This is a genomic window from Streptomyces spinoverrucosus, assembly GCF_015712165.1.
GTDB lineage: Bacteria > Actinomycetota > Actinomycetes > Streptomycetales > Streptomycetaceae > Streptomyces > Streptomyces spinoverrucosus_A.
This window is the reverse complement of the sequence record NZ_JADPZX010000001.1, coordinates 2,700,610-2,719,249: the sequence shown is the minus strand read 5'-3', so window position 1 is coordinate 2,719,249 and position 18,640 is coordinate 2,700,610. Positions and strand designations below refer to the sequence as shown.

Here is an 18,640-nt window from a genome sequence, read left to right as displayed (position 1 = left end):
GCCCCACCACCTCACCGAGGCGATGGGGCCGACCCATGGGGCGAGCCGATGCTCAGCGGCTCACGCCTCGAACACCTCTCGCACCAGCTGCTCCTGCTCCGCCTGGTGCCGCTTCGCGGAGCCCACGGCGGGGGACGAGCCGTGCGGACGCGAGATGCGGCGCAGGCGCTCGCCGTGCGGGACGTCCGCGCCGACCGCCAGGTCCAGGTGGTCGATCAGGTTGAGCGCGATGAACGGCCAGGCACCCTGGTTCGCCGGCTCCTCCTGGGCCCACAGGTACTTCTCGGCGTTCGGGTACTTCTTGATCTCCGCCTGGAGCTCGGTACCCGGCAGCGGGTACAGGCGCTCGATGCGGATGATCGCCGTGTCCGTCACGCCGCGCTTCTGACGCTCGGCCTCCAGGTCGTAGTAGACCTTGCCCGCGCAGAAGACGACCTTCTTCACCGCCGCCGGGTCCACCGACGCGTCGCCGATGACGGGACGGAAGCCGCCCGTGGTGAACTCGTCCGCCTTCGAGGCCGCCGCCTTCAGGCGCAGCATCGACTTCGGGGTGAAGACGACCAGCGGCTTGTGGTGCGGGTTGTGCACCTGCCACCGCAGGAGGTGGAAGTAGTTCGACGGCGACGTGGGCATCGCGACCGTCATGTTGTTCTGGGCGCAGAGCTGCAGGAAGCGCTCCGGGCGGGCGGAGGAGTGGTCCGGCCCCTGGCCCTCGTAGCCGTGCGGCAGGAGCAGGGTGACGCCGGACGTCTGGCCCCACTTCTGCTCGGCCGACGAGATGAACTCGTCCACGACCGTCTGCGCGCCGTTGACGAAGTCGCCGAACTGCGCCTCCCACAGCACGAGCGCGTCCGGCCGGGCCAGCGAGTAGCCGTACTCGAAGCCCATCGCCGCGTACTCGGACAGCAGGGAGTTGTAGACGTTCAGGCGCGCCTGGTCCTCCGACAGGTACTGCAGCGGCGTGTACTCCTCGCCGGTGCTGCGGTCGATGATGACCGCGTGCCGCTGGCCGAAGGTGCCGCGCTGGGAGTCCTGGCCCGCGAGCCGGACCGGGACGCCCTCCAGGAGCAGCGAGCCGAAGGCGAGGGTCTCGCCCATGCCCCAGTCGATCGTGCCGTCCTCGACCATCGACGCCCGGCGCTGCAGCTGCGGCAGCAGACGCGGGTGGACGGTGATGTGGTCGGGGATGTTGACCTGGGACTCGGCGATCCGCTTGACGATCTCCGTGGAGACCGCGGTGCTCACGGCGACCGGGAACTCGGCCTGCGCGTCCGGCGTCTCGACCGCCGCCGGCTGCGAGGTGGCCTCGCGGACCTCGGTGAAGACCTTCTCCAGCTGGCCCTGGTAGTCCTGCAGAGCCTGCTCGGCCTCTTCCAGGGTGATGTCGCCGCGACCGATCAGGGACTCGGTGTACAGCTTGCGCACCGAGCGCTTCTTGTCGATCAGGTCGTACATCAGCGGCTGGGTGAAGGCCGGGTTGTCCGACTCGTTGTGACCGCGGCGGCGGTAGCAGATGAGGTCGATCACCACGTCCTTGTTGAACGCCTGGCGGAACTCGAAGGCCAGGCGTGCGACGCGGACGACGGCCTCGGGGTCGTCGCCGTTCACGTGGAAGATCGGGGCCTCGATCATGCGGGCCACGTCCGTCGCGTACATCGACGAACGCGAGGACTCGGGGGCCGCGGTGAAGCCGACCTGGTTGTTGATGACGATGTGGACCGTGCCGCCGGTGCGGTAGCCGCGCAGCTGCGACATGTTCAGGGTCTCGGCCACCACGCCCTGGCCCGCGAAGGCCGCGTCGCCGTGGATCGCCACCGGCAGGACCGTGAAGTCCGTACCGCCCTTGTTGATGATGTCCTGCTTGGCGCGCGCGACGCCCTCCAGGACCGGGTCGACGGCCTCCAGGTGCGAGGGGTTCGCGACCAGGCTGACCTTGATCTGCTCGCCGTCCAGGCCGGTGAAGGTGCCCTCGGCGCCCAGGTGGTACTTCACGTCGCCCGAGCCGTGCATCGACTTCGGGTCGAGGTTGCCCTCGAACTCGCGGAAGATCTGCGCGTACGACTTGCCGACGATGTTGGCCAGGACGTTGAGGCGGCCGCGGTGGGCCATGCCGATGACGACCTCGTCCAGGCGGGACTCGGCAGCGGAGTCGAGGACCGCGTCCAGCAGCGGGATGACGGACTCGCCGCCCTCCAGCGAGAAGCGCTTCTGGCCGACGTACTTCGTCTGCAGGAACGTCTCGAAGGCCTCCGCCGCGTTCAGGCGGCGCAGGACGCGCAGCTGCTCCTCGCGCTCCGGCTTGGCGTGCGGGCGCTCCACGCGGTCCTGGATCCACTTGCGCTGCTTCGGGTCCTGGATGTGCATGAACTCGATGCCGGTGGTGCGGCAGTACGAGTCACGCAGCACGCCGAGGATGTCGCGCAGCTTCATCATCGACTTGCCGGCGAAGCCGCCGACGGCGAACTCGCGCTCCAGGTCCCACAGGGTGAGCCCGTGCTCGGTGATGTCCAGGTCGGGGTGCTTGCGCTGCTGGTACTCCAGCGGGTCGGTGTCGGCCATGACGTGGCCGCGGACCCGGTAGGAGTGGATCAGCTCGAAGACGCGGGCGGCCTTGGTGACGTCGTCGTCGTGGCTGGCGTCGATGTCCTTGAGCCAGCGGACCGGCTCGTAGGGGATGCGCAGCGCCTCGAAGATGTCGTCGTAGAAGCCGTTCTCGCCGAGGAGCAGGTTGGCGACCTGGCGGAGGAACTCGCCGGACGCGGCGCCCTGGATCACCCGGTGGTCATACGTCGAGGTGAGCGTCATGACCTTCGAGATGCCGAGCTTGTTCAGGGTGTCCTGGGAGGTGCCCTGGAACTCCGCCGGGTAGTCCATGGAACCGACGCCCATGATCACGGACTGGCCGGGCATCAGGCGCGGGACCGAGTGGACCGTGCCGAGGCCGCCCGGGTTGGTCAGGGAGACCGTGACCCCGGAGAAGTCGTCCATCGTCAGCTTGCCGTCGCGGGCGCGGCGGACGATGTCCTCGTAGGCCTGCCAGAACTCGAAGAAGTTCAGCGTCTCGGCCTTCTTGATCGCCGCGACGACCAGCTGGCGGTCGCCGTTCGGCTTGACCAGGTCGATGGCGAGGCCGAGGTTGACGTGCGGCGGCTTGACCAGGGTCGGCTTGCCGTCCTGCTGGCCGAACGACCAGTTCATCGACGGCATGGCCTTGATGGCCTGCACCATCGCGTAGCCGATCAGGTGCGTGAAGGAGATCTTCCCGCCCCGGGCCCGCTTGAGGTGGTTGTTGATGACGATGCGGTTGTCGAAGAGCAGCTTCACCGGGACCGCGCGGACCGACGTGGCGGTCGGCAGCTCCAGCGAGGCGTTCATGTTCTTCGCGACCGCGGCGGCGGGGCCGCGCAGCGTGACCAGCTCGGGGCCGTCCGGGGCCGCGGCGGCCGGCTCGGCGGCGGCCTTGGGCTTCGGCTGCGGCTTGGCGGCGGCCGGGGCCGGGGCCTTGGGCTGCGCAGGGGCCTGAGCCGGGGCAGGAGCGGCCGCGACGGGCTTCGGGGCCGCGGGTGCGGCCGGGGCCGCCGGAGCGGCCTGGGCGGGCGCCTGAGCCGTGCTGGTGGTCTCCGCGGCCCCCGCGGCCGCGGTACCCGCCGGCGCCGGGGTGGCAGCCGCGCCGGGCTTGTAGTCGGCGAAGAAGTCCCACCAGGCGCGGTCTACCGAATTCGGGTCCTGGAGGTACTGCTGATAGATCTCGTCGACGAGCCACTCGTTCGGACCGAACGCGGCTGCGGGATTCTTGCCCGCTTGGTCTGCGTCGGTCGAGACACTCGATGCGTTACTGGGGGACTGTGGCGACACGGCGGCAACCGCCCTCTTCCGCTTCACAAGGTGATGGACAGCGGGAATTAAGGCTACGCCTCCATGACCAAGAAGGTGAGACCGGGCCCGTTCATCGTCGCGTAAGTCACATCGGAACGTGTGTTTCGGGGCTTGAAATGGCGGGAAACAAGCGTGGTTCCGTTGCAGAAGGGGTGCGGCGAACTCGGCCCGGCGCGCAGGAGGCGCAGGCCTCTGCCTGATCACACGTGTCCGTCTGTGCGGACGCCCGTGGATCTTGTGGCTCCGCTTCGAACTTTACGTCAACTTGGCACAGAAGGCAGGCCCGGAAGGGTGATGAGAATCCGGCAACCCCGCTCGGATTCGGCCACCCCGATCCTGCCGCCGTGCAGATCCACCGCCCAGCGGGCGATCGCCAGACCGAGGCCGGTGCCGCCGTCGCTGCCGGGGCCGTGCGGCCGGCTGACCGCACCCCGGTTGAAGCGCTCGAAGACCCGGTGCCACTCCGAGCGCGGAATGCCCGGGCCCTCGTCCAGGACCTCCAGCTCCAGCGACTCCGGCAGCGTCCCGCGCCGCGCCTTGACCGTCACGCGGCCGTGCGGCGGGCTGTGCTTGACCGCGTTGTCGATCAGGTTGGCGACGACCTGGTGGATCCGCTCCGGGTCGGCGTGCGCGGTCAGCTCCGGCGGGGAGACGTCGAGGTGCAGATGGACGTCCGTGCGGGTGTGGCTGCCGGAGCCGGAGGCGATGCCCGCGCGCGCGGAGGTGACCATGTTGGCCTCCTTGAGCACCCCGGACAGATACGGCCACACCTCGAACCGCCGCTGCTTCAGCGGTACGACGCCGTTGTCCAGGCGGGACAGGTCGAGCAGTGTCTCCACCAGCCGCCCCAGCCGCTCGGTCTGCTGCAGGGCCGTGCGCATGGTCTCGGGGTCGGCCTCCGTGACGCCGTCCACGATGTTCTCCAGCACGGCGCGCAGGCCCGCGATCGGGGTGCGCAGCTCGTGCGAGACGTTGGCGACCAGCTCCTTGCGCTGGCGGTCCTGGGCCTCCAGGTCGTCGGCCATGCGGTTGATGGTGACGGCCAGGTCGCCCAACTCGTCCCAGCGGTTCTCCCGCACCCGGCGCGTGTAGTCGCCGTGCGAGATCGAGCGGGCCACCGCGTTCATCTCGTCCAGCGGCGCGGTGAGCGAATGCGCCACGAACTGCGTTATCAGCAGTGTGGCGATCATCGAGAAGACCGTGATGAAGCGCAGCTCGGTCTCGGTGCGCATGGCGATCATCATCAGACCGGTGGTGATCAGCACCGAGATCACGACCAGCGCGCCCAGCTTGGTCTTGATCGAGAACGGGCGTACGCCGCCCCAGGGCTCCCCGGGGCTCCTCCGTGCGGCCGACCGCCCTTCGCTCATGGCGTCGGCGTCTCCAGCGCGTAGCCCACGCCGTGCACCGTGCGGATCCGCTCGGCGCCGATCTTCCGGCGCAGCGCCTTGATGTGGCTGTCGACGGTCCGGGTGCCGGAGGCGTCCGCCCAGTCCCACACCTCCGCCAGCAGCTGCTCGCGCGAGAGCACCGCGCGCGGGGTGTTCGCCAGGCACACGAGGAGGTCGAACTCGGTGGGGGTGAGGTGGACGTCCTCGCTGCGCACCCGCACCCGGCGCTGCGCGTGGTCGATCTCCAGTTCGCCGAGTCGCATGATGCCGCTGCGCGGCGTCGCGGCGGCCAGCGCGGCCCGCTCCACCCGGCGCAGCAGCACGTGCACGCGTGCGGCCAGCTCACGCATGGAGAAAGGCTTCGTCATGTAGTCGTCGGCGCCGACGCCGAGTCCCACCAGCATGTCGGTCTCGTCGTCGCGCGCGGTGAGCATCAGCACCGGCACCGGCCGCGCGGCCTGCACGCGCCGGCAGACCTCCAGGCCGTCGAAGCCCGGCAGCATGATGTCGAGGATCAGCAGATCGGGCTGCCAGGCCTCGGCGGTGTCGACGGCGGCCGGGCCGTCGGTGGCCGTCTGCACGAGAAATCCCTCGGCGCGCAGGCGGGCCGCGATGGCGTCGACGATCGTCGGGTCGTCCTCCACCACCAGAACCCGGCGCTGTGCGCCCGGGGTGGCAGCCGCCGTGCCGTTGTGGGAGGTGTGTGTTTGCTCCATCGCCCGCCCCTGAAGTGTGCTTTCCGGAATCCGTGGGGTGATCCCATGACTGCGCTTGACGCTTGAATGATCGGCGTCAGGGCAGCAGAGTACGGGGAGTCACCGCAGCTCGGCTATTCAGGTCGTACGCCGAGGTGCACGACGTCGGGAACGCCCCGGGCAACCGGGATCTCTTCGGTACGCACATGCCGGAAACCGGCATTCCACAAGGTTCCTTCAAATTCCGGGGAGGGTTTCGCCGACCATACGGCGAGTACCCCGCCGGGCCTCAACACCCGTGCGCAGCCTGCGAGTCCGGCCTTCGAGTACAGCCCCGCGTTGGCTTCCGTGACGGTCCAGTCGGGCCCGTTGTCGATGTCCAGGCACAGCGCGTCGAACGTGGCGGAAGTCTCATTGACGTAATCGATCAGATCCGCTTCGACGATCCGCGTACGAGGGTCGGTGAGCGCATTGCCGGACACCGCGGAAAGGGGTCCGGCGCGGTGCCAGTCAATGACCGCGCGCTCCCGCTCGACCACCGTGATCCGGCCCCAGCGAGGGTTGCCGCAGGCATGTGCGAGCGAGAATCCGACGCCGAGTCCGCCGATGAGTACGTGCGGGTCGGGGCGGTCGTCGAGGGCGGCGAGCGCCGCGTCGACCAGGAGCCGTTCCGAGCGTCCGTCGGAGGTGTCCATCAGGAAGCAGCCGTTGGCGATGATCTGCAGCAACGCCCCGTGCCGCCGCAGCACGACCTCGCCGTGCGGGCCCTCACGACGGTCCAGGACTTCGGGGGTGTCGTAGGTGGTGGGCATCAGCCCATCCTGGCACTTCTCTGACGGAATATTGACGGAATTGAGGAGACTTCGTTGACGAGGGGTTAATGGCGGAGTGGGCGAAGGGCGGGGTGACGGAGGGGGCGCCTCGACGTGGAACGGACTGCTGCGGCCGCCGGTGATCCGATGTCGGGCGCGGGCCGGCTCCGGTGATTCCGAAGTGCCTTCCTCGCACTGCCCGGCCGCCCTACGCTCGTGATGTGTGCCGTGGGTTCCAGGGGAAGGGAACCCACCGTCCGTGATCCGGGGGCCCTGTGGACGTGCCGATGCTGATCCTGCTGGGAGCGGTGGGGGGTGCGACGCGTGGGGCCCTCGACCTCTATATCCAGTTCCTGAACTGGCGTTCGGCGCGTAGTCGGCATCGGCAGCCGGGGCAGGGCCAGTCTCTGGAGCGGGGGGAGCCGCAGGCGGTGGGGCAGGAGCCGCCGGTGGCTCCTCGGTTTCTGGACTACTTCGATCCGGCCGTCGATCTGACCGCCGCCGTGGTGCACAGCGCGATGGGGGCCGCCGTGGCGGTGCTGTTCGGTGTGACCGGGCAGATCAGTGGGCCGTACGCGGCCATCGTGGTGGGTATCTCGGCGCCCGTGATCCTGACGCAGCTCGCGCGGATCCAGTCGGTGAGTGAGGCGGTGGGGCAGGGGGCGGGTGCCGCCGAGTCCGCCACGCAGCCGGTGCCACCGGTGTCGCCGGTCCCAGCGGTCCCAGCGGTGTCGCCGCTGGAAGGCGGTGATTACGGCGCCCCGGCCGCGCCCGACGTCACGGGCGGCGGAGTGTCCCTGCCCGCCCAGCCTTCCCCGACCTCGCCGTACGTCCGTCCTGCCGCCGTGCGGGCGGACGGCGAGGCCGCTGAGTCGCTGCCGTGCGTGCGTCCTGCCGCTGTGCGGGCGGATGGCGAGGCTGCTGAGTCGCTGCCGTGCGTGCGTCCTGCCGCTGTGCGGGCGGAGCCCGAGGCCGCTGAGCCGCAGCCGAACGGTCGGCCCGTCGATTCGGCGGGCGGAACGGGCCGCGGGTCGATCCGGGGCGGTCGGGGTACGTCGTCGCTGCCGCACGGGCAGGCCGCGGGTGAGGAGGGGGCGCCATGACCGACCGGTCCTCCTTCGGCCGCCGGGTCTCCGCGTCGCTGCTCGGCGTCGAGCGTGCGGGGCGCGCACCCGCGGAGATCGCGGCGCGGCGTCGTCTGCCCTTCGGGCGGCGGGTGTTGGCCGCAGTACTGGGGGTGCGGGTGGGGTCGGGCGCCCGGCGGGACGCCCCCGTTTCGGCGGTGAGCGCGACCGAGTCGGCCGCGTCCGTTCCGGCGCCCGCACCCGAGCCGGACGCAGCTCCGAGGCCGACGCCCGCGCCGTACAAGGCGGTTGGCCTCGCCCCGGCGGGGACGAGAACAGTTCCCCAGCATCTGCTCACCGAAGACCGCGCGGAGTACGAGCGGCTCCTCGACGAGGCGCTGAGCTCCGCGCATCATCGCCCGGAACTGGCCGCCGTGGGGCAGCGGCTCAACCCCGAACAGCTGCGCACCATGGCGCTCAACGCCACCGCACTGATCACGGCTGCTGCGGCGACCGAGTACCAGCACTACGTGGGCGTCCGGGAGGAACTGCGCCGTCCGGCGCCAGTCGGCGCCCCGGTCGGCCAGGCGTCCGTCTCAGACAGCGCCGGCGTGGGTGTGATGGCCGTCGTCGCGGTGCTGGGACCGGTACTGGCCGGAGCGGCCGCGGCGATCTTCCTGCTCGGCGGGTACCTGCTGAAGCTGTTCGACCCCGACCCCGGCATCGCCGAGCACCTGATCGTCACGGGGTGGGTGTTCGGCGCCGTGACCGCCGCCTCGATCCTGGCCGCCGTCGTCGGGCTGGTGGGCTCCGCACTGCGCAACCAGTCCTCGTCCTCCGAACCCGACGAACTCGGCGGCGAGGTGGCCAGGGCCAGGGAAGCCTGGCGTCACGCCCTGCTGGAACGCGGCATCCTGCCCTTCCTGCGGGCGGCTGTGGAGGATCCGGCACCGACCAGCCGTATCCCCCACCTCGGCTACTCCGAGCCACGCTTCAGCAGCCCCGACTACTCGGACCCCGAGCACCGGCCGGGCACCTCTCCCTCCCCCTGATCGCTCCCAGCGAACACACCCCGGGGAACAATGCGCCACGCCCAAGCATTGAGTCGGCATAGCTCAACTTGACTGCCGAAGGGGAGATCATGGCTTCGACGTCCACTCCGCTCACCCTGCCCGTGCTGCCGCTCGACGGCGAGGTCGTCCTGCCCGGGATGGTGGTTCCGCTCGATCTGAGCGACGCAGATGTCCGGGCCGCGGTGGAGGCCGCCCAGGCCGCCGCCCGATCCGCGCCGGGAAAGCCCAAGGTGCTGCTGGTGCCGCGTATTGACGGTACCTACGCGAGCACGGGTGTGCTCGGTACGGTCGAGCAGGTCGGGCGGCTCGCCGACGGTGACCCGGGCGCGCTGATCCGGGGCCGGGGCCGGGTGCGGATCGGCGCCGGGACGACCGGGCCGGGTGCGGCGCTGTGGGTCGAGGGGACCCGCGTCGACGAGAGCGTGCCGGAGCCGTTGCCCGGGCATGTCGCCGAGTTGGTCAAGGAGTACAAGGCGCTCGCCACCGCCTGGCTGAAGAAGCGCGGCGCCTGGCAGGTCGTCGACCGGGTGCAGGCCATCGACGACGTCTCCGCCCTCGCCGACAACTCGGGCTACTCGCCCTTCCTGACCCTCGACCAGAAGATCGAGCTGCTGGAGACGGATGACCCGGTCGCCCGCCTCAAGCTCGCCACGCAGCAACTGCGCGACCACCTCGCCGAGCAGGACGTCGCCGAGACCATCGCCAAGGACGTCCAGGAGGGCGTCGACAAGCAGCAGCGGGAGTTCCTGCTGCGGCGGCAACTGGAGGCCGTACGCAAGGAACTGCGCGAGCTGAACGGCGAGCAGGACGGCGAGGAGTCGGACGACTACCGCGCCCGGGTCGAGGCCGCCGATCTGCCCGAGAAGGTGCGCGAGGCCGCGCTCAAGGAGGTCGACAAGCTGGAGCGGTCCTCCGACCAGTCGCCCGAGGGGTCGTGGATCCGCACCTGGCTCGACACCGTGCTCGAACTGCCGTGGAACGAGCGGACCGAGGACGCGTACGACATCCAGGGCGCGAAGGCCGTGCTGGACGCCGAGCACGCCGGGCTGGAGGACGTGAAGGAGCGGATCACCGAGTACCTGGCGGTGCGCAAGCGGCGTGCCGAGCGGGGGCTCGGGGTCGTCGGCGGGCGGCGCGGAGGTGCCGTACTCGCCCTGGTCGGGCCGCCCGGTGTCGGCAAGACGTCGCTCGGCGAGTCCGTGGCGCACGCCATGGGGCGGAAGTTCGTACGCGTCGCCCTGGGGGGCGTGCGCGACGAGGCCGAGATCCGTGGCCACCGGCGTACGTACGTCGGCGCGCTGCCCGGTCGTGTCGTCCGCGCCATCAAGGAGGCCGGGTCGATGAACCCGGTCGTGCTGCTCGACGAGATCGACAAGGTGGGGTCGGACTTCCGGGGCGACCCGGCCGCGGCCCTGCTGGAGGTCCTGGACCCCGCGCAGAACCACACCTTCCGTGACCACTACCTCGAAGTCGAACTCGACCTGTCCGACGTCGTCTTCCTCGCCACCGCCAACGTGCTGGAGGCCATCCCGGAGGCCCTGCTCGACCGTATGGAGCTGGTCCGCCTCGACGGCTACACCGAGGACGAGAAGGTCGTCATCGCCCGCGACCACCTGCTGCCGCGTCAGCTGGAGCGCGCCGGGCTGGAGAAGGACGAGGTGACCCTCGACGAGAGCGCGCTGCGCAAGCTGGCCGGCGAGTACACGCGCGAGGCGGGCGTGCGCAACCTGGAGCGGTCCGTCGCCCGGCTGCTGCGCAAGGTGGCCGCCCAGCACGAACTGGGCGAGCGGAAGCTGCCGTTCACCGTCACGGACGCCGACCTGCGCGGTCTCATCGGCAGGCCGCACCATGTGCCCGAGTCCGCCCAGGACCCGGCGGAGCGGCGCACGTCCGTGCCGGGCGTGGCGACCGGCCTCGCGGTCACCGGCGCCGGCGGTGACGTGCTGTACGTCGAGGCGTCGCTGGCCGACCCGGAGACGGGCGCGGCGGGTCTGACGCTGACGGGTCAGCTGGGCGACGTGATGAAGGAGAGCGCGCAGATCGCCCTGTCCTTCCTGCGCAGCCACGGCGCCGAGCTGGAGCTGCCGGTCGCCGACCTGAAGGACCGGGGTGTGCACATCCACTTCCCGGCGGGCGCGGTGCCGAAGGACGGGCCGAGCGCGGGCATCACCATGACGACCGCGCTGGCCTCGCTGCTCTCCGGTCGCCTGGTCCGCACGGACGTGGCGATGACCGGTGAGGTCTCGCTGACCGGCCGGGTGCTGCCCATCGGCGGGGTGAAGCAGAAGCTGCTCGCCGCGCACCGGGCGGGCGTCACCACCGTGATCATCCCCAAGCGCAACGAGCCCGACCTGGACGACGTCCCGGCGGAGGTGCTGGACAAGCTCGACGTCCACGCCGTCACCGACGTCCGCCAGGTCCTGCAGCTGGCGCTGTCGCCGGCCACCAACGGCGTGGCGCCGGAGGTTCCGGTCGCGGCGTGACGGACGCGTCCGGAAGAAGGGAAAGCCCGGGTCCCGTGAGGGAGGCCCGGGCCTTCTCCATGAGTGCGTAGCCCATAGCCCCTACTCCGTGCGGTGTCAAGTCACGAATCTTCGGAACATGACTCTTCTGTCGTGTTTCGGCCTACTTGAAGTGCGGGCCTCACCGGAAACACCGGACCACGCGAAAGCCCTCGGAGATAGGAGAAACCCGTGATCGGCACCAAGGTAACCAAGCAGGAATCCCGTCAGAGGCGCGGAATCCGGGTCGCGACGATCGTGGCCTCGGGTGCGGTGGCCGCCGGAGGGATGTTCTTCTCGGCGGGCGCGGCCTCGGCGTCCCCGATGCCCGAAGCGCCGACCGTGAGCACGGCCGCCCAGCACAGTGGCCATGGGCACTGGGAAAAGCACTGCTGGTATCACAAGCACCACAAGCACGGGCACTGGCACAAGCACTGCAAGTGGGTCAAGGTCCACGACCACCACGACCACTGGAAGGACAAGCACGACCGCGACTGGAAGGACAAGCACCACTGAGCCGCGCCGACTCGCTGCCCCGCCGTCCCTGGACCGGCGGGGCAGCGCTGTGTCCGTCCGGACCGGCTGGCGTGGGCATGCCGGTTGGTGCCCGTGGGAAGGGGGTCCGGAGGCTGCCGTTGGTCTACGCCTGCGAAATACTGGCGGAGCTGCGGTGATGACCGCCGTTGGCGACAACTTTCACCACCGGGAAAATGGATCAGGGTGCTGACGTGCACGAGGGCGGAAACGGCGACAGACATCGAGACGAAGCGGACCTGTCTCGAAGTGGTGTGGACCAGGAGTTCCTGGCGCTGGAGCGCGAGCTGACGGTGTTCCTGCGGCGGGCCCGCGCGAACCAGGGCGAGATGGCCCGCGCGGTCCACCCCGACCTGGAGTCGGCGGCGTACGGACTGCTCGTACGCCTGGACGAGTGCGGCCGACAGCGGGCCACCGAACTCGCCGCCTACATCGGCGTCGGCAAGGCCACCATGTCCCGTCAGCTGCGTGCCCTGGAGGAGCTGGGCCTGGTGGCCCGGGAACCCGATCCGGCGGACGGCCGCGCCTGGCTGGTGCACCTGACCGAGGAGGGACGGACCCGGGTGCAGCGGGTCCGGGAGGCCCGCCGCGCCCGTTACGTCAGCAAGCTCGCCCACTGGGACCGCCGCGAGGTGGCCGAACTCGCCCGGCTGCTGCACCAGCTGAACTCCGGGATGGAGAAGTAGCGCACGCCGGCTCAGAGTTCCACGTACACGGCCGTCGCGTCGTCGTGGGTCTTGCTGCGGCCCAGATACGTCCGCTCCTCGCGGTCGGCGGCCTCCAGTGCCCGTATCCGGTCGACCAGCGCCTCCACGCCCTTTTTGCGCACGATGGTGAACAGGTCCGCCCAGTCGCCCTCCCGGAACTTCTCCGTCCACCGGGTCGCGCCGTCCGTGAGCGCGGCCAGGGCACGCACCTGGTCGCGCGGCAGCACCCCGGTGACCGCCCGCTCGGCCACCGAGGGATCCGCGGCCGCCGTGAAGAAGCCGCCCTCCTTGTTGCGGACCGTGGCGTCGATCAGGGCGTCGGTGGCCAGGGTCGCCCGGGGGAGCCGGGCCAGGCGGTCGTCCAGGTAGGGCGTGACCAGGCCGTCGGGGGACTCCACCAGGAGGGCCGAGTCGGAGAGGATCAGGTGCTCGACGGTCTCCCGCGACCAGCGGGCGAGGACCACGGTTGCCTGTGGGGTTCGTGGGTGAGAAAGGTCACAGGTTTCCCGGTGTGCCTCAGCAGTACGCGCGATGGCGCGGGCCAGGGCGTCGGACAGAGGAACATCCGGGAGCGAAACGGTCAGTTCGGTCAGGGCCCCGCCCAGGCGGGCGGTGTACCAGTGAACGGAATGCAGACAGCCGGTGCCGCCCCTCGGCGGGGTCACTCCGTCCAGCACCACGAGGGAACCGCCCTGTCCGCAGGCGGGTAGTCCGACACTGGCGAAGTCCTCGTTGGGGCGGGCCGGGTCACCCGGCCGGGAAACAAGTTCCGTGCGCATCGGGCCAGTCTGCACGAGCCCTTCACAGCGTCCGCGAAAGGGTGGCAACGGTCGCCGAATCGCCGTACCGCCGCAGGTCAGCCGCCGGATTTGGGTCGGAATGGAAGACTCCGGGAAGGCGTGGCGGCGAATACTGCCAAAGCCCGCCGCCGACGTCCAACCGGCCCGCCGCCTCAGGCCGCCACAACCGACGCAGGAACTTGCCCGCCAACTCCCCTCCGATGTTCACTCCTTCGGGTGGCCGGTCGGGTGATGTGCGAAGACTGACCACCGGCACTGGGAGGGTCGGGGACCGTACGTACCGGGTGGTGTGCACACCAGTTGACGGGGCGTCACCCGGGCCCATGGGTAGACGAGTCAGGAATGCGAGCACCGGTGCAGAAGACGCGGCCTCGGCGCACAGGCAAGCAGACGGCCTCCGAGGGGGGCGCGGAGCGCACCCCTGTCGGCAAGGGCCGCCCGACCCACGTACGGAACCGGCTCATCGTGGCCGTGGCCGTCGTGGCCGCCGCAATCGCCGGTGCGGGCACCCCCTCCGTGATCGACGCCTCCGGGCAGCTCAGTGACAGCCAGGAACTGGTGACGCTGAGCGGGCGGACGCAGGACGCGCTCACGCTCGCCCACTCCCTCGCGGACGAGCGGGACGAGGTCACCTCCTACATCGCGGCCGGCCGGCCCAAGTCCAAGGCGCCCTCCGAGCAGCGCAGCGCACGTGTCGACCGGCAGGTCGAGGAGTTGCGCGCCAACACCGACACCCCGGCCGGGCTGCGCTCGGACCTGGACGGCATCGCGACCGTGCGCAGAGCGGCGCTCACCGGGCAGAGCACCGCTCTCGAAGCGCACGAGGCCTACTCCGACGCCATCGCCGAACTCCACCGGCTCGCGGAGGACCTCGCCGAACAGCTCCCGCCCCGCGCGGGCTCCGGCGCCTACGCCCTCGCCGAGCTCGACACCGCCGTCCAGCAGGCCGCCGCCACCCGGGGCCTGCTCCTGGCCGCCCTCAGCGTGCCCAGCAGCACCCAGACGGTCTACGACCCCATCACCGGTCTGCCCACCGAGACCAGCGTCTCCTCCGAGGCCGACAGCAAGCAGCGTGCCGCCCTCACCGCCGCCGCCCAGCAGGCCCGGCTGCGCTCCGACTCCGCGCTCGCCGACTTCCACGACACGGCCACCAAGGCCGCCCGCGGCACCTACGACTCCACGGTCACCGGACCCGAGGTCAACTCCGCCGACAAGTACCTCGCCGGCCTCACCGACGAGCCCACCCTCTCCGACGAGGACCTCGGCACCAGCGCCGACAAGCTGAACGCCGCCCTGACCGCCCGTATCGACCTGATGCGCGGCGTCGAGTCCTCCCTCTACGAGCGCCGCACCACCGCCCTGGAGCAGCTGCGCGACGACGACGTCACCGCGCTGGAGATCCGCATCGCGATCCTCGGCGCCCTGATGCTGCTCGCCGTCGGCGTCGCCACCGGCATGGCCCGCGGCCTCACCCGCCCGCTCGCCGTGCTGCGCCTCGGCTCCGCCCGGCTGGCCGCCGCCGAGGACCCGGCCGCCGAGGAACCGGTCAAGTTCACCGGCCGCAACGACGAGTTCGCCCAGGTCGTCCGCTCCGTCAATGCCCTGCACGCGCACGCCGTCGCCCTGCACGAGCGGATCGCCACCCTGGAGGGCGACCGCAAACACCTGGTCGGCCAGCGGCAGAAGATGGCCGACGCCCGCGAGGAGCTGCGCGCCGAACTCGCCGACTCCGCCGCCCAGCTGGAGCGGCTGCGCGACAGCATCGGCGGCACCTTCGTCAACCTCGCGCTGCGCACCCTCGGCCTGGTCGAGCGTCAGCTCGGCGTCATCGAGGGGCTGGAGGAGCGCGAGCAGGACCCCGAACGGCTCGCCACGCTCTTCAAGCTCGACCACTTCGCCACCGTGATGCGCCGGCACAGCGAGAACCTCCTGGTGCTGGCCGGTACCGAGCACGTCCAGCAGCACGCGAGCCCGGTCCCGATGGTCGACGTCGTACGGGCCGCGGTCAGCGAGATCGAGCGGTACGAGCGGGTCCGGATCACCGCGTTGCCGCCGCACGCGCACATCGCCGGGTTCGCCGCGGACGACCTGTCCCACCTGCTGGCCGAACTCATGGAGAACGCCACCTCGTTCTCGCCGCCCGACGTGCCCGTCGAGGTCTCCGGCTGGCTGCTGGAGAACGGCGAGGTGATGCTCTCCGTCCATGACGAGGGCATCGGCATGACCGAGGAGCGGATGACCCGGCTCAACGCCCGGCTCGCCGACTTCGACCCCGAGTCGCCGTACGACCAGGAGGGCGAGGACGGTCTCGGGCTCGGCCTCTACGTCGTGGCCCGGCTCGCCCACCGGCACGGTGTGCGTGTGCAGCTGCGTGAGCAGAAGCAGGGCGGCATCGCGGCGGTCGTGGTCCTGCCCGAGTCGCTGCTCGCCGAGGCCCCGTCGGCCGCCGTCCCGTCGCCCACGCCCGCGTCCCTCTCCGAGGGCCCGCACAGCTTCTCGCTGCCCGGCGCGGACGCGGAGGCCAACTCCAACGTCCTGCACGGCCGCTCGGAGAACGGCGACCCGCTGGTGGCGCTGGCGGAGCGCGCCGTCCGCGCGCAGGGCGCCCCGGAGTCTCCGGCCGAGACCACGATGGAGCTCCTGGTCCCGGAACAGCCGAGCGAGCCCACCACTCCCCAGACCACCGAGCGACCCGAGCAGCGACCTGCCGAACAGGGCGGGGCGGCTTCGCCTGACCAGGGCGGGGCGGCCTCGGCCGCGCAGGTCCGGGAGAGGTCGGCCGTGAAGGGCCGGGACGCGTCGGCCGGGTCGAGTGCGGTCGCCGGGCGTGCGTCGGAGTCAGCCGAGCAGGATCCGAACGCCGGGCGTGCGGCCGAGTGGACGGCTGAGCAGGGTTCGGGCGTCGGGCGTGCGTCGGAGTGGACGGCCGAGCAGGGTCCGGGCGCTGGGCATGCGTCGGAGCGGACGGCGGTCCAGGGATCGGATGCCGACCAGGACCGGGAATCGTCGGCTGAGCAGGGTGCGGGCGCCGGGCGTGCCCCGGAGCCGATAGCCGCGCAAGCCGCGGACGCCGGGCGTGCGTCGGAGTGGACGGCCGAGCAGGGTCCGGACGCCGGGCGTGCCCCGGGCGATGAGCAGGCCCGGGACAGGGCGGCCGACCAGGCCCCGGTCCCGGCCTCCGTGTCGACCCCGGCCCCGGAGCCGGTGGTGTCCTCCGCTCCCGCCGACCCCTACGCCATCGGCCCCGACACCCACGAGCGCACCCCCGACGAGGGGGACGAGCCCGAGATCGTCACCGACAAGGGGCTGCCCAAGCGCACGCCGAAGATCAACGCGCCCGCGTCGGCGCCCCGGCCGCGCACCGGATCCGTTGACGCCGATGCCCTGCGCCGCCGCCTGGGCGGCTTCCGCCGGGGCGCCGAGGCCGGCCGGCGGGACGTCGAGGCGGAGATCGCCGAGCACACCGGCCAGACCGCGACACCGTCCACCCCGGCACCGGACGCGACGACCCGCGCCGCCGCCGCGGAGACCGACCGCGCACACGCACATGCCGAAGAATCCACGGGGGGCACCGTCGAGGAGGCAAGCAGTTGACCGCGCCCAGTACCTTCGGACTGAGCAGTGAGGCCCGCAACCTGCACTGGCTGCTGACGAACCTCGTCGAGGAGGTGCCCGGCATCCTCTCCGTCGCGGTGGTCTCCTCCGACGGACTGCTGCTGCTCTCCTCCGACCCCGGCAGGAACGCCGCCGCGCGCGAAGCCCGCGAGGGCAGGCCCACCGGCCCGCGCGGCTCCTCCGCCGACCTCGCCACCATCGTCTCCGGCATCGGCAGCCTCACCATCGGCGCCGCCAAGCTGCTGGAGTTCGGCCCGGTGAAGCACACCATGGTCGCGATGGACGAGGGCAGCCTGTTCGTGATGTCGATCAGCGACGGTTCGCTGCTCGGCGTGCACGGCTCCGCGGACTGCGACATGAGTGTGGTGGCCTACCACATGGCCCTCTTCGTCGGCCGCGCCGGCCACGTCCTGACGCCCGAGCTCCGCAGCGAGCTCCGAAAATCCCTGGAGTCCGAACCGACGGGGAGTGCCCGATGAGCAGTAAACCCGGTATGCCGAAGAAGCTCCCGGTGCGCGGCGGCGACCGCAAGCCCGCCCGCGTCCGCCCCTACTCGCTCACCGGTGGCCGTACCCGCTTCGGGCACGTGCTGCTGGTGGAGACCTTCGTGGCGAGCACAGCCGCGCTGGACGCGCCCGAGGAGCGCAAGGAACTGACTGGGGGCACCGCCCGCGCTATTGGCAGCGGGGGAGGTTCCCTCAGGTCCACGGTCATGCCGGAGATGCGGGCCATCGTCGAACTGTGCCGCCGGATGCGCACGGTGGCCGAGATCGCCGCGCTGCTGCAGATGCCGCTCGGCGTGGTCCGCGTGCTGCTCAGCGATCTCGCGGACCAGGGAAAGATCCGTGTGTACGGAACCGGGACCGGCCACGGCACGGGCCGGCCGAACCGGGCGCTGCTCGAAAGGGTGCTGAGTGGACTCCGTCGTCTCTGACGCCGCTCCCGGCGTCAACCCGCTCGTCGAAGGCGACGAGAACCTGAAGTCCTGGCAGACGGACCGCACCCGGGCCCCCATAGCCACCAAGATCGTGGTGGCGGGCGGCTTCGGCGTCGGCAAGACCACGCTGGTCACCTCCGTCTCGGAGATCACGCCGCTGCAGACCGAGGCGCTGATGACCGAGGCGAGCGAGGAGACCGACGACCTCACCGCCACGCCGGGCAAGCTGACCACCACGGTGGCCATGGACTTCGGCCGTATCACGCTCGACGACGACCTGGTGCTCTACCTGTTCGGCACGCCGGGCCAGCAGCGGTTCTGGTTCATGTGGGACGACCTGGTGCGCGGCGCGATCGGCGCGGTCGTGCTGGCCGACACCCGTCGCCTGAAGGACTGCTTCCCCGCCCTCGACTACTTCGAGAGCTGCGGCCTGCCGTACGTCGTGGCGGTCAACCACTTCGACGGCAGCGAGCTGTTCGAGCCCGAGGACGTGCGGGAGGCGTTGACCATCCCCCGGCACATACCTGTAATGATCATGGACGCGCGCCGCCGGATCTCCGTGATCGAGACCCTGCTGGCTCTCGTCGGCCACGCGCTCGACGAAACACCCGAGTAGACCGACCTAGGAGTCACCA

General features: G+C 71.0%; 14 protein-coding genes. 9 read left to right on the top strand and 5 right to left on the bottom strand.

What is annotated here, in order from left to right; all coding sequences use genetic code 11:
* Positions 1–60: 60 nt before the first annotated feature.
* The 4 genes from I2W78_RS12070 to I2W78_RS12055 form a co-directional block, all read right to left on the bottom strand.
* A complete protein-coding gene (locus I2W78_RS12070) occupies positions 61–3,855 on the bottom strand; it encodes a multifunctional oxoglutarate decarboxylase/oxoglutarate dehydrogenase thiamine pyrophosphate-binding subunit/dihydrolipoyllysine-residue succinyltransferase subunit (RefSeq protein WP_196459409.1) in 3,795 nt (1,264 codons plus the stop codon).
* Between the two features lie 281 nt (positions 3,856–4,136).
* The gene (locus tag I2W78_RS12065) at positions 4,137–5,246 is read right to left on the bottom strand and encodes a HAMP domain-containing sensor histidine kinase (protein WP_196459407.1); all 1,110 of its coding nucleotides are present in this window, start codon (positions 5,244–5,246) and stop codon (positions 4,137–4,139) included.
* Positions 5,243–5,983: a response regulator transcription factor gene (locus I2W78_RS12060; protein ID WP_196459405.1), complete on the bottom strand. Its 741-nt coding sequence runs from the start codon at positions 5,981–5,983 to the stop codon at positions 5,243–5,245. The genes I2W78_RS12065 and I2W78_RS12060 overlap by 4 nt, the downstream gene beginning before the upstream one ends.
* 113 nt (positions 5,984–6,096) lie before the next feature.
* Positions 6,097–6,774 (bottom strand): spermine/spermidine synthase domain-containing protein, encoded by a 678-nt coding sequence (locus tag I2W78_RS12055; RefSeq protein WP_196459403.1) that lies wholly within the window; start codon positions 6,772–6,774, stop codon positions 6,097–6,099.
* A 281-nt stretch (positions 6,775–7,055) separates the two neighbouring features.
* On the opposite strand from I2W78_RS12055, the gene I2W78_RS12050 reads away from it, so the two are divergent.
* The 5 genes from I2W78_RS12050 (at position 7,056) to I2W78_RS12030 (ending at position 12,632) form a co-directional block, all read left to right on the top strand.
* Positions 7,056–7,877: a hypothetical protein gene (locus I2W78_RS12050; RefSeq protein WP_196459401.1), complete on the top strand. Its 822-nt coding sequence runs from the start codon at positions 7,056–7,058 to the stop codon at positions 7,875–7,877.
* 311 nt (positions 7,878–8,188) lie between these two features.
* Complete coding sequence (locus I2W78_RS12045) at positions 8,189–8,890, top strand: hypothetical protein (protein WP_196464521.1); 702 nt, start codon at positions 8,189–8,191, stop codon at positions 8,888–8,890.
* A gap of 89 nt (positions 8,891–8,979) precedes the next feature.
* Positions 8,980–11,394, top strand: a complete 2,415-nt coding sequence (gene lon, locus I2W78_RS12040; protein ID WP_196459399.1) for an endopeptidase La — start codon at positions 8,980–8,982, stop codon at positions 11,392–11,394.
* A gap of 210 nt (positions 11,395–11,604) precedes the next feature.
* Positions 11,605–11,928 (top strand): hypothetical protein, encoded by a 324-nt coding sequence (locus tag I2W78_RS12035; protein ID WP_196459397.1) that lies wholly within the window; start codon positions 11,605–11,607, stop codon positions 11,926–11,928.
* Between the two features lie 212 nt (positions 11,929–12,140).
* Positions 12,141–12,632, top strand: coding sequence for a MarR family winged helix-turn-helix transcriptional regulator (locus I2W78_RS12030; RefSeq protein WP_196464520.1), 492 nt, complete (start codon positions 12,141–12,143; stop codon positions 12,630–12,632).
* A gap of 11 nt (positions 12,633–12,643) precedes the next feature.
* On the opposite strand, the gene I2W78_RS12025 is transcribed toward I2W78_RS12030, so the two are convergent.
* The gene (locus I2W78_RS12025; protein ID WP_196459395.1) at positions 12,644–13,432 is read right to left on the bottom strand and encodes a protein phosphatase 2C domain-containing protein; all 789 of its coding nucleotides are present in this window, start codon (positions 13,430–13,432) and stop codon (positions 12,644–12,646) included.
* Positions 13,433–13,807: 375 nt separating this feature from the next.
* Between I2W78_RS12025 and I2W78_RS12020 the strand changes: the two genes are divergently transcribed.
* From I2W78_RS12020 to I2W78_RS12005, 4 genes are read left to right on the top strand one after another with little or no spacing between them, the layout of a single operon-like run.
* The gene (locus I2W78_RS12020) at positions 13,808–17,047 is read left to right on the top strand and encodes a sensor histidine kinase (RefSeq protein ID WP_196459393.1); all 3,240 of its coding nucleotides are present in this window, start codon (positions 13,808–13,810) and stop codon (positions 17,045–17,047) included.
* Positions 17,044–17,547 carry a roadblock/LC7 domain-containing protein gene (locus tag I2W78_RS12015; RefSeq protein WP_196459391.1) on the top strand — a complete coding sequence of 168 codons (504 nt, stop codon included), beginning with the start codon at positions 17,044–17,046 and terminating at the stop codon, positions 17,545–17,547. Before I2W78_RS12020 ends, I2W78_RS12015 begins: the two co-directional genes overlap by 4 nt.
* Positions 17,544–18,002 carry a DUF742 domain-containing protein gene (locus tag I2W78_RS12010; protein WP_196459389.1) on the top strand — a complete coding sequence of 153 codons (459 nt, stop codon included), beginning with the start codon at positions 17,544–17,546 and terminating at the stop codon, positions 18,000–18,002. The genes I2W78_RS12015 and I2W78_RS12010 overlap by 4 nt, the downstream gene beginning before the upstream one ends.
* Positions 17,983–18,621 (top strand): GTP-binding protein, encoded by a 639-nt coding sequence (locus I2W78_RS12005; protein WP_196459387.1) that lies wholly within the window; start codon positions 17,983–17,985, stop codon positions 18,619–18,621. Before I2W78_RS12010 ends, I2W78_RS12005 begins: the two co-directional genes overlap by 20 nt.
* The last annotated feature ends 19 nt before the right edge of the window (positions 18,622–18,640 follow it).